We start from the raw sequence: 21,068 nt of genomic DNA, 5'->3' as shown, positions 1-21,068 counted from the left end.
TGTGCGTCGATCCGGGCCACCCCCAACAGCTGTGTCGGCGGCCGCACCGTCTCGAACGGTGCGGCCGCCGACGCATGCGCAGCGCCAACGCACCGACAGAGCAGGGACGTTACCGAAGACCGGGCACGGTGCCCGGTCTTCGGCGGCACTCCCCCGCGGCTACTGCTCCAGCTCGCGGCTGATGAGGTCGAACAGCTCCTCGTCGCTCGCACCGTCCAACTGCTCGCCGAGAGACGGGCCGTCACCGTCGGGCCCGGCGCCGAAGAGCTCGATCTCGCTCAGGAGCGTCCTGAGCCGGGCGCCGAGGAGCGCGCGGGCGTCGTCGTCCGGATCCGCCTTCATGATGCGGGCGATACCCGTCTCCAGGTCCGCCAGCATGGTCGCCACGGTTTCGTTCTCCCCGGACAGTTCGGCGTCCAGATGCTGCGCCAGGGCGGCCGGCGTGGGGTGGTCGAACACCAGGGTCGCGGGCAGCGCCAGACCCGTGTCCTCGATCAACGCATTGCGCAGCTCCACCGCGGTCAGCGAGTCGAACCCCATGTCGCGGAAGGCCCGTTCGGCGGCGACCGCGGTCGTGTCGCCGTGCCCCAGCGCCTTGCCCGCGGCACGCCGTACGTGGTCCAGGAGAGCATCGGCGCGCCCCTGAGGCGACAGCGCGGCGACGCGCTCGACCAGGGCGGGCCGCCCCGCGCCGGCAGCGGAGGAGTCGAACGGCGCGTCAGGCACCGTCATGGCGGCGGCCGCCTGGGGGAGACCGGCGAGCAGGGGGCTGGGACGACGACTGGTGAACGCCGGAACGAAACGCCCCCACTCCACATCAGCCACCACCACCGAACCACCCCCACCCTCCAACACCGAACCCAACCCCACCAACGCCCGCCCCGGATCCATCACCCGCAACCCACGACGCCCCAACTCCACCGCACCCTCACCCGACACCATCCCCCCACCCGACCACGGACCCCACCCCACCGACACACCCACCACACCACGACACCGACGCGACTCCACCACCGCATCCGCCCACGCATTCGCCGCCGCATACGCCCCCTGCCCCCCACTCCCCCACACACCCGCCACCGAAGAAAACACTACAAACGCGCTCAAATCCCAACCCCGCGTCAACTCATCCAAATACACCGCACCCCACCCCTTCGCCCCCACCACCCGCGACACATGAGCAGGTGTCATCGCATCGATGAGCTCCACGTCGAGGACTCCCGCGACATGAGCGATCCCGTCGACGTGATGGGCTTCGAGCAGCGCGGCGACCTGAGCCCGTTCGGCGACATCGCACGCGACGACGTCGACACGTTCCGCACCGGCCGCCCGCAGGCGGTCGACCGTCTCGGCCAGCCCAGGGCTGTCCGGGCCGCGCCTGCTCGCCAGGACGAGTTCCCGCGTCCCGCGCGTGACGAACCACTCGGCGACGCGCACCCCGAGCGCACCGGTGCCTCCGGTGACGAGGAGCCGCCGCGGAGACGGACGGCCGTCGCCGAGCGACGCTCCCGGATCCGTGCCGGACTGCGGTGCCGGGCACAGCCGACGGCCGTGGATCCGCCCGTCACGCACGGACACCTGGTCCTCGCCGCCATGGGCCAACACCGATGCGACGGCGGCGAGTTCCTCGTCGCTCGGCTCCGTCGCCACGTCGATGAGCCCGCCCCACCGGTCCGGGTGTTCCAGAGCGGCCACACGGCCGATCCCCCATATCGCCGCCTGCGCGGGATCGTCGGGGCCGCGACCGGGGCCGAACCCGGCCCGGGTGACGACCCACAACGGCGCGCGCACGCCCGCGTCACCGAGGGCCTGAACCAACGCCATCGTGTCGAGCACACCGGCGGACGGGGAAAGGGAAGGGGAGAGAGGGAGGGAGAGGGAGAGGCACGACAGCACACCGGCCGGCTCGCCCTCGTCGACCGCCGACTCCAGCAGCGCGGCGAGCCCCTCCCTGTCCCGCACGTCACAGGTGAGCCGCTCCAGACCGGGGACGAACCGATCGAGCCCGGCGAGAGGGGCGGCGTCGGGCTCCTGCAGCAGCAGCCAGCGTCCGCTCAGGGAAGCCGTGGCCGGTACCTCCACCGGCGCCCATTCCACGCGGTACCGCCAGCCGTCGACCTCGGCGCGCTCCATCTGCTCGCGGCGCAGTTCCGTCAGCCGGGGGATGACCGCATCCAGCGCGTCCTGAGGCACGCCGAGCGTGTCCGCCAGGTTCTGCGTCCCCTGCTCCACCATCGACCAGAAGGACGCGTCACCCTCCGAGTCCGACGGCATCCCCGACGCCACCGTGTGCGCCGTGACCGTGGGCCAGAACCGGGTGCGCTGGAAAGCATAGGTGGGCAGGTCGACCGCCACGGCACCGTCGTGCTCACCGAAGACGGGGGTCCAGTCGACCTCCCCGCCGTCGACGTGCAGCTTCGCCATCCCCCGCAGCAGCGCCAGGTACTCGGAACCGTCCTTGCGGAGCATCGGTACGAACAGTGCGCCGTCGGCGTCATCGTGCGGAACGCAGCTCTGCGCGAGGGCGGTGAGGGTGCCGTCGGGTCCGATCTCCAGGAAGCGGGTCACGCCCTCGGCGGCGAGAGCGCTCACCCCGTCGGCGAAGCGAACCGCCTCACGGACGTGGCGTACCCAGTAGTCGGGCGACGCCAACTCGCCATCACCGGCGAGGCGTCCGGTCACGTTCGAGACGACGGGGATGGAGGGTGCGGTGTAGCTGATGCCCTCCGCGACGTGGCGGAACGCGTCGAGCATGGGCTCCATCAGCGGTGAGTGGAAGGCGTGCGAGACCCGCAGACGGGTCGTGCGCCGCCCCTGTGCCTGGAGTTGCTCGGCGACCTCGATGACGGCAGCCTCGGCACCCGCGATCACCACCGCCCGAGGACCGTTGACCGCGGCGATCGACACCTCACCCGCACGGCCCTCCACCAGAGGCAGCACCTCGTCCTCGGCAGCCTCCACCGCCACCATCACACCACCAGCAGGCAACTCCTGCATCAGCCGACCACGAGCCACCACCAGAGCGCAGGCATCCTCCAGCGACAACACACCCGCCACATGCGCGGCAGCGACCTCACCGATGGAATGGCCGATCAGGATGTCCGGACGTACCCCGAACGACTCCACCAGACGGAACAACGCCACCTCGACCGCGAACAACGCGGGCTGCGCCCACTCCGTACGAGACAGCTGCTCCGCATCCTCCCCGAAGACCACATCACGCAACTCCACGCCCACGTAAGCGCACACGGCGTCGAAGGCGTCCGCGAACACCGGGAACGCCTCGTACAACTCACGCCCCATCCCCAACCGCTGCGCACCCTGACCCGAGAACAGGAACGCCGTCCGCCCACTACGCCGGCCTTCACCTACGACCGTGCGCAGTCCGGGCTCGCCCAGATGCAGAGCCTTGAGTTCTTCGGCCAGTTCCTGACGGGTGACAGCGAGCACGACGGCCCGCTGCTCGAATGTGGAGCGGGTCGTGACCAGCGCGCGGGCCAGAGCGGCGGACGACGAGTCGTCCGGCTCCTCGACAACCGCCAGCAACCGCCCGGCCTGGGCGCTCAGGGCCGCTTCGCTGCGGCCGCTGACAAGCCAGGGCAGTACTGCCCCATCGTCCGTCGCAGAGCTTCCCGAGATCGACGGCTCGGGTGCCTGCTCCAGGATGACGTGCGCATTCGTACCGCTGAGACCGAACGACGACACACCCGCACGCCGCACCCGCCCAGCGTCCCCCATCCACGCCTGCCGCTCGGTCAGCAGGCGTACATCCCCCGCCGACCAGTCCACATGCGACGACGGCTCACCCACATGCAACGTCGCCGGCATCACACCGTGCCGCAACGCCTCCACCATCTTGATCACACCAGCAACACCCGCAGCAGCCTGGGTGTGACCGATGTTCGACTTCACCGACCCCAGCCACAACGGACGCTCACCCTCACGCCCCTGCCCATACGTCGCCAGCAGCGCCTGCGCCTCGATCGGGTCACCCAGCTTCGTCCCCGTACCGTGCGCCTCCACCACATCCACATCAGCCGCCGACACACCCGCCGCCGCAAGCGCAGCCCGGATCACCCGCTGCTGCGACGGACCGTTCGGCGCCGTCAGACCATTCGACGCACCATCCTGATTCACCGCCGAACCCCGCACCACCGCCAACACACGACGACCCGCCGCAACAGCATCCGACAGCCGCTCCACCAGCAGCACACCCACACCCTCACCCCAGCCGGTACCATCCGCCTCCTCCGCGAACGCCTTGCACCGACCATCACCCGCCAGACCACCCTGACGACCGAACTCCACAAACGCACCCGGCGTCGACATCACCGTCACACCACCGGCCAGCGCCAGATCACACTCCCCCGACCGCAACGCCTGCGCCGCCAGATGCAGCGCCACCAGCGAGGAGGAGCAAGCCGTGTCGACCGTGACCGCCGGACCCTCCAGACCCAGCACGTACGACACCCGACCCGACGCCACACTCGCCGCATTACCCGTACCGACATACCCCCCGAAGTCACCCTCCGACAAACCCAACAACGCCGGATAGTCCTGACCGTTCGTCCCCGCGAACACACCCGTACGACTCCCCCGCAACGACCGAGGATCCATCCCCGCCCGCTCCACCGCCTCCCACGACGTCTCCAACAACAACCGCTGCTGCGGATCCATCGCCAACGCCTCACGCGGCGACACCCCGAAGAACTCCGCATCAAAACCACCCACACCCGACAGGAACCCACCCTGCCGGACGAATCCCGAGGCCTTGCCGTCTTCGTTCGCGTAACGGTCGTAGACGGTCTCCAGCGCGGCCCAGCCGCGGTCGGTCGGGAAGTCACCGATGCCGTCACGCCCGTTGACCAGCAGATCCCACAGATCCTCGGGCGACTCCACACCACCCGGGAAACGGCACGCCATACCCACGATCGCCACCGGCTCATCCAGCGCGGTCACGGCTGCCCTGTCCAACGTGGCAGCGGCGACGGCCTCGTTCCCGAACAGCTCGCTGTAGAGGAACTCGGCCAGGGCCTGCGGGGTCGGACGGTCGAAGACCACCGTCGAGGGGAGCGCGACGCCCGAGACCGAGGCCAGGACGTTGCGCAGCTCCACCGCGATCAACGAATCCACACCCAGATCGCGGAACGCCCGCTCCGCACCGACCTGTTCGGCGCCGGCGTGGCCCAGCACGACGGCCGCGAGCCTCTGCACCTCGTCCAGTACGAGGCGCAGCCCGGCCGCACGCGGCAGACCGGCTATGCGTGACCTCAGGCTGTCGTCGGCCTCGCCGGCTCGCGCGGCCCCGCCCGGTGCGGAGGTGACGACGGGAACGGCAAGGCGCGAGAGGAGGGCGCTGGGACGAGTCGTCGTGAACGCGGGAACGAACCGCGCCCAGTCGGCGTCCACGACCAACTGGGTGGTGAGACCCGCGTCCAGTACCGCCCCGAGGGCGGACAGGGCGAGTTGGGGGGCGAGTGCCGTCACGGCGCCCTGGTTCCGGCGGCGGCCGCCGGACTCCACGGCCATCCCGTCCCCTGCCCACGGCCCCCAGGCGACGGAGGTCGCGGGCAAGCCGTCGGCCCGGCGCCGCTCGGCGAGGGCGTCCAGGACCGCGTTGGCGGCGGCGTAGGCGCCCTGGCCCGGACTCCCCACCGTTCCGGCCAGCGAGGAGAAGAGGACGAACGCGGAGAGATCGCGGTCCCGGGTCAGTTCGTCGAGCAGGCAGGCAGCCGATGCCTTGGGGCGCATCACCCGCTCGATGCGCTCGGCGTCCGTCGCCAGCAGCGTGGCGTCGTCGAGGACTCCGGCCGTGTGGAAGACGGCATCGACGGAGTACTCCGTAAGGAGCGAGCCGAGGTCCGCGCGGACGGAGACGTCCAGGGCGCGCAACGTGACCCGCGCGCCCGCTTGTTCCAGTTCGGCACGCAGCTCGTCGGCTCCGGGTGCCGCTGCGCCGCTACGGCTGACCAGGATGAGGTCCCGGGCACCGCGCTCCACCGCCCAGCGGGCGACCTGTGCGCCCAGAGCACCGGTACCCCCGGTGATCAGCACCGTCCCGTTCGGCTCCCAGCGGTCAGCGTGCTGCGGCAACGGCGCGGACTGTACGAGCCGCCGACCGAAGACACCATGAGCGCGGATGGCGAGTTGGTCCTCGCCCCGCTGAAGGCTCGTCAACGCGTGCACGAGGCGGGTGTACGCTCGCTCGTCGACGTTCTCGGGCAGGTCGACCAATCCGCCCCAGACATCGGGGTGTTCCAGCGCTGCGACGCGCCCCAGTCCCCATACGGCACTGTGGGACGTGCGGACTACGCGTTCGGCTCCGTCGACTGCGACGGCGCCTTGGGTGACTGCCCAGAGTCGTACGCCCGGGAAACGCGAGCCGCCCAGCGCGCGCAACGCGTTCAGTGTCCCTACCGCCGCTACCGCCGGTTCGGCGGATGCGGCGAATCCGAGGAGCGAGAGCACTCCGTCCAGGTCACGGGGGGCGTCGAGCGTCTCGGCTCCGTCGGCGAGAACGCCGAGTGCCTCGGCACAGGCCGCGGGATCAGCGGCGTCCACTGCGATGACGTGCGGCGTCAGGCCCTGCTTGCGGAGAGCGGAGACGACGCCGTTCGCGGTCTCGCGTGAACCGGTGTCCGCGTCGGACGGGATCAGAACGGCCCAGTTCCCGGTGCGGGCCGCACCCCTTGCAGGTGTGATCTCGTCGTCCCGGGTCAGCGGCCGCCAGGACTCCTCGTAGCGCAGGGCGTCGACGGCCGCCCGCTCCTGTCGGCGGCGGTACCACTTCGACAGCGCCGGGACCACCGGCCCGAGCGTGTCCTGCGCGAGGTCGAGATCCGCCGCGAGCGCCGGCAGGTCCGCCTTCTCCACGGCCGCCCAGAACTCGGCGTCCACCACAGCGGACACCCGGGACGGGCCCAACGAGCCACCGGGAGAGGGTTCGTTCGGGGCCAGCCAATAGCGCTGTCGTTGGAACGGATACGTCGGCAGATCGACAGGCTCGATACCTTCACCGCCTCCGAACACCGCCGCCCAGTCGATCTCCCCGCCGTCGACGTGCAACTTCGCCATCGCCCGCAGCAGCGCCAGGTACTCGGAACCGTCCTTGCGGAGCATCGGTACGAACAGTGCGCCGTCGGCGTCATCGTGCGGAACGCAGCTCTGCGCGAGGGCGGTGAGGGTGCCGTCAGGGCCGATCTCCAGGAAACGCGTCACACCCTCGGCGGCCAGCGCAGCCACGCCATCGGCGAAGCGGACCGCCTCACGGACATGCCGTACCCAGTAGTCGGGCGATGCCAACTCGCCGTCTGCGGCGAGGCGTCCGGTCACGTTCGACACGACCGGGATCGACGCGGTGCCGTACCCGATGCCCTCCGCCACATCACGAAACGCGTCCAGCATCGGCTCCATCAACGGCGAGTGGAAGGCGTGCGAGACCCGCAGACGCGACGTACGCCGACCCTGCTTCTTGAGCTCCTCCGCAACCTCGACCACGGCCGACTCGGCACCCGCGATCACCACCGCCCGAGGACCGTTGACCGCGGCGATCGACACCTCACCCGCACGGCCTTCGACAAGCGGAGCCACTTCCCCCTCGGCAGCCTCCACCGCCACCATCACACCACCAGCAGGCAACTCCTGCATCAGCCGGCCACGAGCCACCACCAGAGCGCAGGCATCCTCCAGCGACAACACACCCGCCACATGCGCAGCAGCAATCTCACCGATCGAATGCCCGATCAAGACATCCGGACGCACCCCGAACGACTCCACCAGACGGAACAACGCCACCTCGACCGCGAACAACGCAGGCTGCGCCCACTCCGTACGATCCAGCCGCCCCGCATCCTCCCCGAAGACCACATCACGCAACTCCGCGCCCACGTAAGCGCACACGGCGTCGAAGGCGTCCGCGAACACCGGGAAGGCCTCGCACAACTCACGGCCCATCCCCAACCGCTGCGCACCCTGACCCGAGAACAGGAAGGCCTGCCGCGAGTCTCCACGGTCCTGGCCGACCATCGTGTCCGGTGAAGTGAGGCCATTTGCAAGGGCGCTCAGGGCCCCGATCGGACCGGTACCGTTCTCGGTGATGAGCACGGCTCGGTGCTCGAAGTACGTCCGTGTCGTCGCGAGAGACAGTGCCGCACGACCGGGTGCGATGTCGGGGTGTCGGTCGGCGAAGGTCGCGAGAGAACGTGCCTGGGCTCGCAGGGCCTCCTCGGTCCGGCCGGAGAGCAGCCAGGCCACCGGTGCGGAGGGCAAGGTGGCAGGGCGGGCATCGGACCGAGGTTCCGGAATCGGGGCCTGTTCCAGGATGACGTGTGCATTGGTGCCGCTGACTCCGAAGGCCGAGACTCCCGCCACGCGGAGGCGGCCGGTGTCGGGCCACTGCCGCGGCTCAGTGAGCAGTCGTACCTCTCCTGCCGACCAGTCCACGTGTGAGGACGGCTCACCCACATGCAACGTCGCCGGCAGCACACCGTGCCGCAGCGCCTCGACCATCTTGATCACACCAGCAACGCCGGCGGCAGCCTGGGTGTGACCGATGTTCGACTTCACCGACCCCAGCCACAACGGACGCTCCCCGTCGCGCCCCTGCCCGTACGTCGCCAGCAGCGCCTGGGCCTCGATCGGGTCACCCAGCTTCGTACCCGTACCGTGCGCCTCCACCACATCCACATCAGCCGCCGACACACCAGCCGCCTCCAGCGCGGCACGGATCACCCGCTGCTGCGACGGACCGTTCGGAGCCGTCAGACCGTTCGACGCACCATCCTGATTCACCGCCGAACCCCGCACCACCGCCAGCACACGATGCCCGCGCGCCACGGCGTCCGACAGCCGCTCCACCAGCAGGACACCGGCTCCCTCACCCCAGCCGGTACCATCCGCCTCCTCCGCGAACGCCTTGCACCGACCATCACCCGCCAGACCACCCTGACGATCGAACTCAGCGAAGACGTCGGGGGTGGACATCACGGTGACGCCGCCGGCGAGGGCGAGGTCGCATTCGCCCGCGCGCAGCGACTGGGCGGCCAGGTGCAGGGCCACCAGAGAGGAGGAGCAGGCCGTGTCGACCGTGACCGCCGGACCCTCCAGACCCAGGACGTACGACACCCGGCCCGAGACGACGCTCGCGGCGTTGCCGGTCAGCAGGTGCCCCGCGATGCCCTCAGGTGTGTCGTCTCCTGACACGGCGCCGTAGTTCTGGTTGCTGCATCCGACGAAGACACCGGTGCGGCTGCCGCGCACGGTGGTGGGTTCGAGGCCCGCGCGCTCCAGCGCCTCCCAGGACGTCTCCAGAATGAGGCGCTGCTGCGGGTCCATCGCCACGGCCTCGCGGGGTGACACTCCGAAGAAGGCCGCGTCGAAATCGGTGGCCGTGGTGACGAATCCACCCTGTCCCGTAGTGCCCGGGGAAGCGTCACCGGCCGTGTCCCAGCCACGGTCCGCGGGGAACGGCGTGATGGCGTCGACGCCGGCCGCGACCAGGTCCCACAGTTGTTCCGGGTCGGTGACGTCACCGGGGTAGCGGCAGGCCATGCCGATGATGGCGATCGGTTCGGTGGCTGCCCGGCTGAGTTCGTCGTTGCGCTGACGCAGACGCTCGTTCTCGGTCAGGGAGGCACGCAGGGCGGCGACCACGCGCTCTTCGGAGGTGGACATGCTCAAACTCCACTGGTTCATGGCCCGTTCGCGGGCGGACGGGAGGTCGTGGCGGTGGTGCGGCGGGACGGTGTTTCAGGATGCGGAGTCGCCCAAGGCCAGTTGAACGAGTGCGTCGACGTCCATGGCCTCGATCGCGCCGGGTACGGGTTCGTCCGCCTTCTGCGACTGATCGAGCGTGCCGCTGTCCGCCAGGGACAGCACGGCTGTCAGCAGGCCGCTCTCCTCCCAACGGGAGAAGGGAATCGCGGCCAGCGCACTGCGGAATGTCTCTTCGTCGCTCCCCGCCGCCCGCAGACCCGTGCCGGGCCCCGTCTCCCTGGCCGGCGACTGACCGAACAGCTCGCCATGGAGGTGATCGGCGAGGTGACGTGGGGTCGGGTGGTCGAAGACCAGGGTCGACGGCAGCCGTAGTCCGGTCTCGGCATGGATCTGGTTTCGCAGTTCGACGGCGGTGAGGGAGTCGAAACCCACGTCCTTGAAGGGGCGGTTGAGGTCCAGGGCGGAGCCTGAGGAGCGGCCGAGCACCACACCCGCCCGCTCGCGGACCAGTTCCCGCAACGCGCGCAGCCGCTCCTTCTCGGGTCGCTGTGCCAAGCGGGCGGTCAGGACGGCGCGGGCGTCCTCGGTCGTCTTCTCCTCGACGGCCTCGGTACCGGTGGAGCCGGTGAGGTCGGCGAGCAGGGGGCTGGGACGACGACTGGTGAACGCCGGAACGAAACGCCCCCACTCCACATCAGCCACCACCACCGAACCACCCCCACCCTCCAACACCGAACCCAACCCCACCAACGCCCGCCCCGGATCCATCACCCGCAACCCACGACGCCCCAACTCCACCGCACCCTCACCCGACACCATCCCCCCACCCGACCACGGACCCCACCCCACCGACACACCCACCACACCACGACACCGACGCGACTCCACCACCGCATCCGCCCACGCATTCGCCGCCGCATACGCCCCCTGCCCCCCACTCCCCCACACACCCGCCACCGAAGAAAACACCACAAACGCACTCAAATCCCAACCACGCGTCAACTCATCCAAATACACCGCACCCCACCCCTTCGCCCCCACCACCCGCGACACATGAGCGGCGTCGACAGCGTCGAAGGGCTTGTAGTCGGGGACGCCCGCGGCATGGAAGACCGCACTGACACGGTGGCGCGAGAGCAGGTCGGCGACCGCTGTCCGGTCGGACACGTCGCAGGCCTCCAGGCTCACGTGTTGCGCTCCCAAGTCGCGCAGGTCTGCGACGAGTTCGTCGGCGCCGGGTGCGCCGGCTCCCTGGCGGCTGGTGAGGACCAGGTCGGTGGCCCCACGCCGGACGAGCCAGCGCGCGACATGTGCGCCGAGAGCACCCGTGCCACCGGTGACCAGGACCTTCCCTCCGGGCTTCCAGCCCTGGTCCGTGGGCTGCCGCGCCGGCTCCTGCCTGAGCCTGCGGGCATGGATCCGGCCGTCGCGGAGGGCGAGTTGATCCTCCACGGAGGACGTGAGTGCCGACGCGAGGAGTCCGGCGGTGTCCTCGTCCGGCACCTCCGGCAGATCGACAAGGCCGCCCCAACGGTCGGGGTGCTCCAACGCGGCCACACGTCCCAGTCCCCAGACGGCCGCCTGCTCGGCGCGCAGCGGACCGTCGTCCTCCAGGTGGTCGATACGGACCGCTCCTCGGGTCACCAGCCAGACGGGCCCGTCGACTTCCGCGTCACCTGTCGCCTGGGTGGCGACGAGCGCCTGCACGACCGTGTCGCACAGGACGACGACTCCGGCGAGCCGCGTGCCCGGAACGGCGGTGGCGACGGCTCGCGCGAGTTCCGCACGGTCCGGCTCGTCGGGGAGGGACAGAAGCAGGTGTTCGGGCAGAGCGGCGGTGATGGTCTCCAGATGAGCCGACTGCCCCGCCGAGTGGAGCACCAGCCACGGCCCGGAGCGGCCGACACCCGGCGTAAGAGTGACCTCTTGCCAGTCGACGCGGTACTGCCAGCCGTCCACCTCGGCGCGCACGATGCGGTCCCGACGCCGGGTCGCGAGCCCTGCCAGCACCTTCTGGACGACGTCCTCGCCCACGTTCAGGCTGTCCGCCAGCTCGCGTGCTTCCTCGGGTTCGGTCGGCTCCCAGAGTTCGACGTCGCGCACGACCTCGCTGCGCTTGGTCTGCGGCCAGAACCGCTCACGCTGGAAGGCGTAGGTCGGCAGGTCGACATCGACCGTGGAGTGCTGACCGAGCACCGCCGTCCAGTCGACGAAGACGCCCGCTGTGTATCCGGCGGCGACGCACACGACGACGGTCTCCACCTCGCTCCTGTCCTTGCGGAGCATCGGTACGAACAGGGCGTCACCGGCGTCGTCATCCGGAACGCAGCTCTGCGCGAGGGCGGTGAGGGTGCCGTCAGGTCCGATCTCCAGGAAACGCGTCACACCCTCGGCGGCCAGCGCAGCCACGCCATCGGCGAAACGGACCGCCTCACGGACGTGCCGTACCCAGTAGTCGGGCGACGCCAACTCGCCATCCGCGGCGAGGCGTCCGGTCACGTTCGAGACGACCGGGATCGACGCGGTGCCGTACCCGATGCCCTCCGCGACGCGACGGAACGCGTCGAGCATCGGCTCCATCAACGGCGAGTGGAACGCATGCGAGACCCGCAGACGCGACGTACGCCGACCCTGCGCCTTCAGCTCCTCCGCAACCTCGACCACTGCCGACTCGGCACCCGCGATCACCACCGCCCGAGGACCGTTGACCGCGGCGATCGACACCTCACCCGCACGGCCCTCCAGCAGAGGCAGCACCTCGTCCTCGGCGGCTTCCACCGCCACCATCACACCGCCGACGGGCAGTTCCTGCATCAGCCGGCCACGAGCCACCACCAGAGCGCAGGCGTCCTCCAGCGACAACACACCCGCCACATGCGCGGCAGCGATCTCACCGATCGAGTGCCCGATCAGGAAGTCCGGACGTACCCCGAACGACTCAAGCAGACGGAACAACGCCACCTCGACCGCGAACAACGCGGGCTGCGTCCACTCCGTACGATCCAGCCTCCCCGCATCCTCCCCGAAGACCACATCACGCAACTCCGCGCCCACACATACGCACACGGCGTCGAAGGCGTCCGCGAACACCGGGAACGCCTCGTACAACTCACGCCCCATCCCCAACCGCTGCGCACCCTGACCCGAGAACAGGAACGCCGTCTTGCCGGAGTCCGCTGCCGTGGCCTGTACCAGGTTCGCCGCGGGATCTCCGACGGCCAGGCAGTTGAGGCCGGCCAGCAGTTCCGCACGATCACGGCCGTGGATGACGGCCCGGTACTCGAAGGGCGTCCGGGTGGTGACCAGAGCGCTCGCCACAGCGGCGGGTGTGAGGTCGATGTTCGTCTGCGCGTAGGCATGCAGGCGGGTGGCTTGGGAGCGCAGGGCGTCAGGAGTGCGCCCCGACAGCACCCACGGCACCACCGGCAAACTCGGCCCCTCGTCCACCTCCACCGTCTCTTCGGGTGCCTGCTCCAGGATGACGTGCGCATTCGTACCGCTGAGCCCGAACGACGACACACCCGCACGCCGCACCCGCCCGGCATCCCCCATCCACAACTGCCGCTCGGTCAGCAGGCGTACGTCCCCCGCCGACCAATCGACATGCGTGGACGGCTCACCCACATGCAACGTCGCCGGCAACACACCATGCCGCAACGCCTCCACCATCTTGATCACACCAGCCACACCCGCAGCCGCCTGGGTGTGACCGATGTTCGACTTCACCGACCCCAGCCACAACGGACGCTCACCCTCACGCCCCTGCCCGTACGTGGCGAGCAGCGCCTGGGCCTCGATCGGGTCACCCAACTTCGTCCCCGTACCGTGCGCCTCCACCACATCCACATCAGCCGCCGACACACCCGCCGCCTCAAGCGCAGCCCGGATCACCCGCTGCTGCGACGGACCGTTCGGAGCCGTCAGACCATTCGACGCACCATCCTGATTCACCGCCGAACCCCGCACCACCGCCAACACACGACGACCCGCCGCAACAGCATCCGACAGCCGCTCCACCAGCAGCACACCCACACCCTCACCCCAGCCGGTACCATCCGCCTCCTCCGCGAACGCCTTGCACCGACCATCACCCGCCAGACCACCCTGACGACCGAACTCCTCGAAAGCAGACGGAGTTGACATCACGGTGACGCCCGCGACAAGGGCCTTCGAGCACTCGCCCGCGCGCAGGGACTGCGCCGCCAGATGCAGCGCCACCAACGAGGACGAGCAAGCCGTGTCGACCGTCACCGCCGGACCCTCCAGACCCAGCACGTACGACACCCGGCCCGACGCCACACTCGCCGCATTACCCGTACCGACATACCCCCCGAAGTCACCCTCCGACAAACCCAACAACGCCGGATAATCCTGACCGTTCGTCCCCGCGAACACACCCGTACGACTCCCCCGCAACGACCGAGGATCCATCCCCGCCCGCTCCACCGCCTCCCACGACGTCTCCAACAACAACCGCTGCTGCGGATCCATCGCCAACGCCTCACGCGGCGACACCCCGAAGAACCCCGCATCAAAACCACCCACACCCGACAGGAACCCACCCTGTCGGGTGTACGTCGATGTGCCGGTGCCGGTGCCGTTCAGGTCGTCGAAGGTGGTGAGGTTGTCCCAGCCACGGTCGGTGGGGAAGGCGCCGATGGCGTCCTCGCCCTGCACGAGGAGTTCCCAGAACTGTTCGGGGGTCTCCACGCCGCCCGGGAAGCGGCAGCCCATGCCGATGATCGCGATGGGATCGTCGGCGAGCGCGGCGGACTCGGAGAGGCCGACGGCGGTGAAGCCCGTCCGGGTGAACGGGCCTGTGGTCGGCGTGAGTTCGGTCAGGAGGAGTTCCGTGACCGCTTCGAGCGTGGGGTGGTCGAAGACCAGGGTCGCGGGCAGGCGTACGCCGGTCGCGTGGCTGAGGGCGTTGCGCAGTTCCAGCGCGGTCAGGGAATCGAGGCCCAGCTGGGTGAACGGCGTGTCGGGGCGGATCCGGGTGTCGGAAGCGTGTCCGAGCACGCCGGCCAGAGTGGTCCGCACGAGGGTGTTCACCGCCTCCCGGCGGCCGGACTCGGGCAGGGCGAGCAGACCCAGCGGGGAGGCGACGGGGTGTGCCGCTGACGCGGCCTCGCGCAGAGTACGGCGACCCGTGAGGGAACGCAGCAGCGGGGGCAGCCGGTCGGCGGCCCGGCGCAGTGCGGCGCGGTCCAGGCGGAGCGGGAGTGGTGGGCCGTCGGTGTGGGTCAGGGCGCGGTCGAAGAGGGCGAGGGCGTCGTCGGTGGGCAGCGCGCCGATGCCGTTGCGGGTGGCGCGGCCCTGCGCAGCGTCGGCGAGCGCGCTGGTCATGGCGCTGTCGGCCGCCCACAGGCCCCAGGCCATGGACACCGCCGGGCGCCCGTCCGCGCGCAGCCGGGTGGCGAAGGCGTCGAGGAAGGCGTTCGCGGCGACGTAGTTGCCCTGCCCGGGCCCGGCGAAGGTGGCGGCGGCCGAGGAGTACAGCACGAACGCCGACAGATCGAGGTGCTGGGTGAGTTCGTGGAGGTGGACCGCCGCGTCGATCTTGGATCGCAGCACCGAGGCGAGTCGCTCAGGGGTGAGGGAGGTCACGACGCCGTCGTCCAGCGTGCCGGCGGCATGGACCACGGCGCCCAGCGGGTGCTCGGGTGAGATGTCGCGGAGGACGTCGGCGAGGGCGTCCCGGTCGGCCGCGTCGCAGCTCACGACGGTGGCTCGGGCGCCGAGGGCGGCGAGTTCGTCGACCAGTTCGGCCGCGCCCGGTGTCTGCGGGCCGCGCCGGGTGACGAGCAGCAGGTGCCGTACGCCGTGCCGGGTCGCCAGGTGCCGGGCGGTGGCGGAGCCCACGGTTCCGGTACCGCCCGTCACGAGTACGGTCCGGTCCTCGGGGAAAGCGGGGAAGCCGGGGAAGGCGGGTGCGGTGGGTCCCTGTCCGACGGGCGTGGCCAGGGCGAGTCTCGGTGCGAGCAACTTCCCGTAGCGGAGGGCGAGTTCGTCGCTCTCGTGGCGTGTCGCAGCGCTGAGCTGGTCCTCGGTGGGAGTCGTGTCGCTGTCGAGGAGCAGGATCCGTCCGGGGTTCTCCGACGCGGCCGACTTCAGCAGTCCGCGCACGGTCGCGGCGGGCAGGTCGGTGACGCTCTCGCCGGGGCGCGCGGCGACCGCGCCACGCGTGAGCAGCAGCAGACGTGACTGGTCGGCGCGAGCGTCGGTGAGCCACTGCTGAACGAGGGAGAGTGCTCGCTGCGCCGCGGCGTGCACGTCGGGCACGAGTCCGGCGTCGCTTTCGGTGTGGGCCGTGTGCCAGGGAACGACGACCAGGTCGGCGTGCGGGGTGTCCGAGGTGGCTGACAGGGCGGCCTGGAGCTCGTCCGGGCTCCACTGGGCCGAGGTCCCGAGCGGCTCCCGCTCGCTGCCGGAGTCGGCAGCGGTCCAGGTGACGGTGTAGAGGTCGCTGCCGCGGCCCTGGACGGAACCGGGGAGCCGGTCCATGTCGAAGGGCAGCACGGTGACCGTCGAGGCGGTCAGCACGGGGACGCCTGTGCCGTCGAGCAGCCGGAGTTCGCATTCCGTCGTCGAGCGCGCAACGATGTGCAGACGCACGCTCGCGGCGGCACGCGCGTGCAGGGTGAGCCCGGACCAGTTCACGAGATGCGGCACGGGCCGGCCGGCTGCCGTGAGCATGAGCAGGGCGCAGTCCAGGAGGGCGGGGTGCACGGCGAACCTGGCGGCCTCGGCCTCCGCCGTCTCCGGCAGGGCGGCCTCGGCGAAGACCTCGTCTCCCCGGCGCCAGGCTGCTGTCAGCACCTGTGAGCCGGGCAGGTCCAGGTTTGCGTACACCTCGTCCGGGTCGACCGGCACGGCCCCGGGCGGAGGCCAGGCCATGCCGGCGGCGTCGGCGTCGGGTTCCGTACCGGCCGGATCTTCGAGGCCGCCGACCAGCGTGCCGTGGGCGTGGCGGGTCCAGGGCTGGGCGCCGTCGGACGGGCCGGCGTCCGGGTCGTACGGCCGTGCGTACAGGGCGAAGGTCCAGCGCTGCTCGCCGGGGACCGCCTCGGTGACCGTCTGGATCTCGATCTCGCCGGTCGTGGGGAGCGGCAGCGGCGTGTCGACGCGCAGTTCGGCGAGGTGGTGGGCGCCGAGGGTGCGTCCGGTGTGGAGAGCCAGGTCGGTGAGGACGGAGGCGGCCACGAGGGAGCCGCCGCCGGTGGCGAGGTCGCCGAGCCAGGGCTGGATGCGCGGGGAGAGACGTCCCGTGGCCACCACGGTGGTGGAGTCGGCGAGGCCGATTCCGGCCGAGAGCAGTGGGTGTTCTCCTCGGCGTCCGGCACGGTCCGCGACGGGATCGAGCCAGTAGCGCTGCCGCTGGAAGGGGTACGTGGGCAGCTGCGCCCACCCGTACGTGTCGGGCAGGAGTACGTTCCAGTCGACGTGCCTGCCGGACGCGTGCAGCGCGGCCAGCGCCGCCAGCGTCGTGTGAGGTTCGTCCCGGTCCTTGCGGAGCGTCGGAACGAACAGAGCGTCTTCGCCGCCGTCTCCGAGAGCGGTGCGTGCGAGCGCGGTGAGGGTGCCGTCAGGGCCGATCTCCAGGAAACGTGTCACGCCCTGCGCCGCGAGTGCGCTCACCCCGTCGGCGAAGCGGACGGCCTCACGGACATGCCGTACCCAGTAGTCGGCCGACGCCAACTCGCCGTCTGCGGCGAGGCGTCCGGTCACGTTCGACACGACCGGGATCGACGTAGTGCCGTAACTGATGTCCACCGCCACGTCACGGAACGCGTCGAGCATCGGCTCCATCAACGGCGAGTGGAAGGCGTGCGAGACCCGCAGACGCGACGTACGCCGACCCTGCTTCTTGAGCTCTCGAACGACGGGCTCGACAGCGGTCTCGACACCGGCGATCACCACCGCCCGGGGGCCGTTGACCGCTGCGATCGACACCTCACCCGCACGGCCCTCCAGCAGAGGCAGCACCTCGTCCTCGGCAGCCTCCACCGCCACCATCACACCACCAGCAGGCAACTCCTGCATCAGCCGGCCACGAGCCACCACCAGAGCGCAGGCATCCTCCAGCGACAACACACCCGCCACATGCGCGGCAGCGATCTCACCGATCGAATGCCCGATCAGGACATCCGGACGCACCTCGAACGACTCCACCAGCCGGAACAACGCCACCTCGACCGCGAACAACGCGGGCTGCGTCCACTCCGTACGATCCAGCCGCCCCGCGTCCTCCCCGAAGACCACATCACGCAACTCCGCGCCCACGTAAGCACACACCGCGTCGAAAGCCTCCGCGAACACCGGGAAGCTCTCGTACAACTCACGCCCCATCCCCAACCGCTGCGCACCCTGACCCGAGAACAGGAACGCCGTCTTGCCGCCGCGTCGGGCGGTCGCGGTGATGACGTCGGGCGATGTGCCTTTGTCGACAAGGGTGTTGAGGCCTGCGGTGAGGGTGTCGCGGTCGGTGCCGAGGACGACGGCGCGGTGTTCGAACAGGGAGCGACCGAGGGTCAGTGTGCGGGCGACGGCGAGGTCGTCCGTGTCCGGGTGCGTGGCGAGGTGGTCGAGCAGGGCGGTGGCCTGGGCCCTCAGGGCGTCGGCGGTGCGGGCGGAGAGGGTCCAGGGGACGACCGGCGGCGGTGTGGGTTCGGCGGTCGGGGCGGTGTCTTCCGGTTCTGCCGCGCCGGTCGTCTCGGCCTCGGTCGGCGGGGTCTCTTCCAGGATGACGTGGGCATTGGTGCCGGAGACGCCGAACGCGGAGACGCCGACGCGGCGGGGCCGGTCGGTGGGCGGCCAGGCAACCGGTTCGGTGAGGAGGCGTACGTTGCCCTCGGTCCAGTCGACCTTGGTCGTGGGGATGTCGACGTGCAGGGTGCGGGGCAGTCGGGCATGGCGCAGGGCCATGACCATCTTGATGATTCCGCCGACGCCGGCGGCGGCCTGGGTGTGGCCGATGTTGGATTTCAGCGAACCGAGCCAGAGCGGGCGGTCCGCGGCGCGGTCCTGGCCGTAGGTCGCCAGGAGCGCCTGGGCCTCGATGGGGTCGCCGAGGGTGGTGCCGGTGCCGTGCGCCTCGACGGCGTCGACGTCGGCCGGGGCGAGTCCGGCGGAGGCCAGCGCCTGGCGGATGACGCGCTGCTGGGAGGGGCCGTTGGGGGCGGTGAGGCCGCTGCTCGCGCCGTCCTGGTTGACGGCGGAGCCGCGGACGACCGCGAGCACGGGATGGCCGTTGCGGCGGGCGTCGGAGAGGCGTTCGAGGAGGAGGACGCCCGCGCCCTCGCCCCAGCCGGTGCCGTCGGTGGCGTCGGCGAAGGACTTGCAGCGGCCGTCGGGCGCGAGTCCGCGCTGTCGGCTGAACTCCAGGAAGGTGACCGGGGTCGACATGAAGGCGACTCCACCGGCCAGGGCGAGGTCGCACTCGCCCTGGCGCAGGGACTGCACCGCGAGGTGGAGGGCGACGAGGGAGGAGGAGCAGGCGGTGTCCACCGTGACGGCGGGGCCCTCGAAGCCGAAGGTGTAGGAGACGCGGCCCGAGGCGATGCTCGCGGCGCTGCCGTTGCCGAGGTAGCCCTCGACGCCGGGGGGCGGCTCCGGGAACCGGGTGGCGTAGTCGTTGTACATGACTCCGGCGAACACGCCGGTGGCGCTGCCGCGCAGGTCGGCCGGGCGCAGGCCGGCGCGCTCCAGGGATTCCCAGACGGTTTCGAGGAGGAGGCGCTGCTGGGGGTCGGTGGCGAGGGCCTCGCGCGGTGACATGCCGAAGAAGGCGGGGTCGAAGTCGGCGGCGTCGTGAAGGAAGCCGCCTTCCCGGGTGTAGGAGGTGCCGGCGTGGGCGGGGTCGGGGTCGTAGAGGGCGTCGAGGTCCCAGCCTCGGTTGTCCGGGAAGGCGGAGATGCCGTCGGTGCCCGTGTCGACGAGGTGCCACAGATCCTCGGGGGTGGTGACCCCGCCGGGGTAGCGGCAGCTCATGGACACGACGGCGATCGGTTCCGTGGCCCTGCCCTCGACCTGGCGCAGCCGGGTGCGGGTGCGCTGGAGGTCGGTGGAGACACGGGTCAGGAATTCGCGCAGCCTGTCCTCGCTCACGGAATCGGTCTCCCTTCGGCGGCGGGCGCGCTGGCCCGCCGTGGGGCGTGGGGCATCGGGTTGGCCCCGGCACCACGGGGTGCCGGGGCCGGGTGAGGGGCGGGCGGGTCGCCCGGTGGCCTCGCGGGGACCGGCCGCGGCGCTCCCGGTGCCGGGCCGGTCCCCTGGGCCGATTATGGGAAGCGCGCCGCCTCTTTCGGGCCGTGGGCGGGGGGCTCTAAGAGAACTTCTAGCGTTGCCGGGGCGGCCGGGGTCCGGCTGTCGCCGGGGTCGGCGGCGGGCGCCGTCGCTCAGAGGTGGAGGATCGTGTCCAGTGCGCCGTCGGCGGCACTCGGCAGCAGGCCGAGTTCGGCCGAGCGGTCGAGGAGGGTGCGTACGGCGTCCAGCCCCTCGGTCCCGAGGTCGGCGGTGAACTCGTTGACGTACAGGCCGATGTGCTGGTCGACGACGTCCGGCTCCATCTCCTGGGCGTGCCGAAGGACGTAGGCGCGGGAGGCGTCGGGGTCGCTCCAGGCCGCGCGGACGGAGGCGCGTACGGCGTGGGTGAGGCTGCGCAGCAGGGGTTCGCCCAGGGAGCGGCGGGCGACGATGGCGCCGAGCGGGATGGGCAGTGCGGTGTGCTTCTCCCACTCCTCGCCCATGTCGGCCGCGCAGTGCAGGCCGTAGCGGCCGTAGGTGAACCGGGCTTCGTGGATGACGAGTCCGGCGTCGACGGCGCCGTCCCGGACGGCGGGCATGATCTCGTGGAAGGGCAGGACGACGACCTCGCCGACGCCGCCCGGTATCGCGTCGGCCGCCCACAGCCGGAACAGCAGGTAGGCCGTGGACGTGGTGCTGGGCACCGCGACGCGGGCGCCGGCGAGGGCGGCCGGTTCGGTGGGCTCGGCGACCAGGAGGAGGGGGCCGCAGCCGCGGCCGAGCGCGCCGCCGCAGGGCAGCAGCGCGTAGTCGTCCAGGATGTGCGGCAGGACGCCGTAGGAGACCTTCAGGACGTCGAACTCGCCTTTCTGGGCGAGGCCGTTGGTGACGTCGATGTCGGCCAGGGTGAGCCGTGTCCCGGGGGCGTCGGGGAGCAGTCCCTCGGTCCAGGCGTGGAAGACGAACGTGTCGTTGGGGCAGGGCGAGTGCGCGAGGGTCAGCGGTGCCGTCATGGCGGATCCTTCCTTCGTGTCCGTGGTGGGGTGGCGGTGCCCTCGGCGGAGCCGTCGCCGGCGCGAGGGCCCTGCCCACCGTCAGGAGGGGCAGGG

2 protein-coding genes and 1 pseudogene are annotated in these 21,068 nt (G+C 70.9%); all 3 read right to left on the bottom strand.

The window, feature by feature from the left end:
- Positions 1 to 159: 159 nt before the first annotated feature.
- Positions 160 to 9,672: a type I polyketide synthase gene (locus tag AC4OXY_RS43420; protein ID WP_491992468.1), complete on the bottom strand. Its 9,513-nt coding sequence runs from the start codon at positions 9,670 to 9,672 to the stop codon at positions 160 to 162.
- 75 nt (positions 9,673 to 9,747) lie between these two features.
- A pseudogene (locus AC4OXY_RS43415) lies at positions 9,748 to 19,785 on the bottom strand (type I polyketide synthase); the annotation flags it as partial.
- 326 nt (positions 19,786 to 20,111) lie between these two features.
- Complete coding sequence (locus AC4OXY_RS43410; RefSeq protein ID WP_402069104.1) at positions 20,112 to 20,972, bottom strand: 1,4-dihydroxy-6-naphtoate synthase; 861 nt, start codon at positions 20,970 to 20,972, stop codon at positions 20,112 to 20,114.
- Positions 20,973 to 21,068: the final 96 nt, after the last annotated feature.

Source organism: Streptomyces sp. HUAS MG56, assembly GCF_058673395.1.
This window is presented reverse-complemented; position numbering and strand designations above follow the sequence as displayed.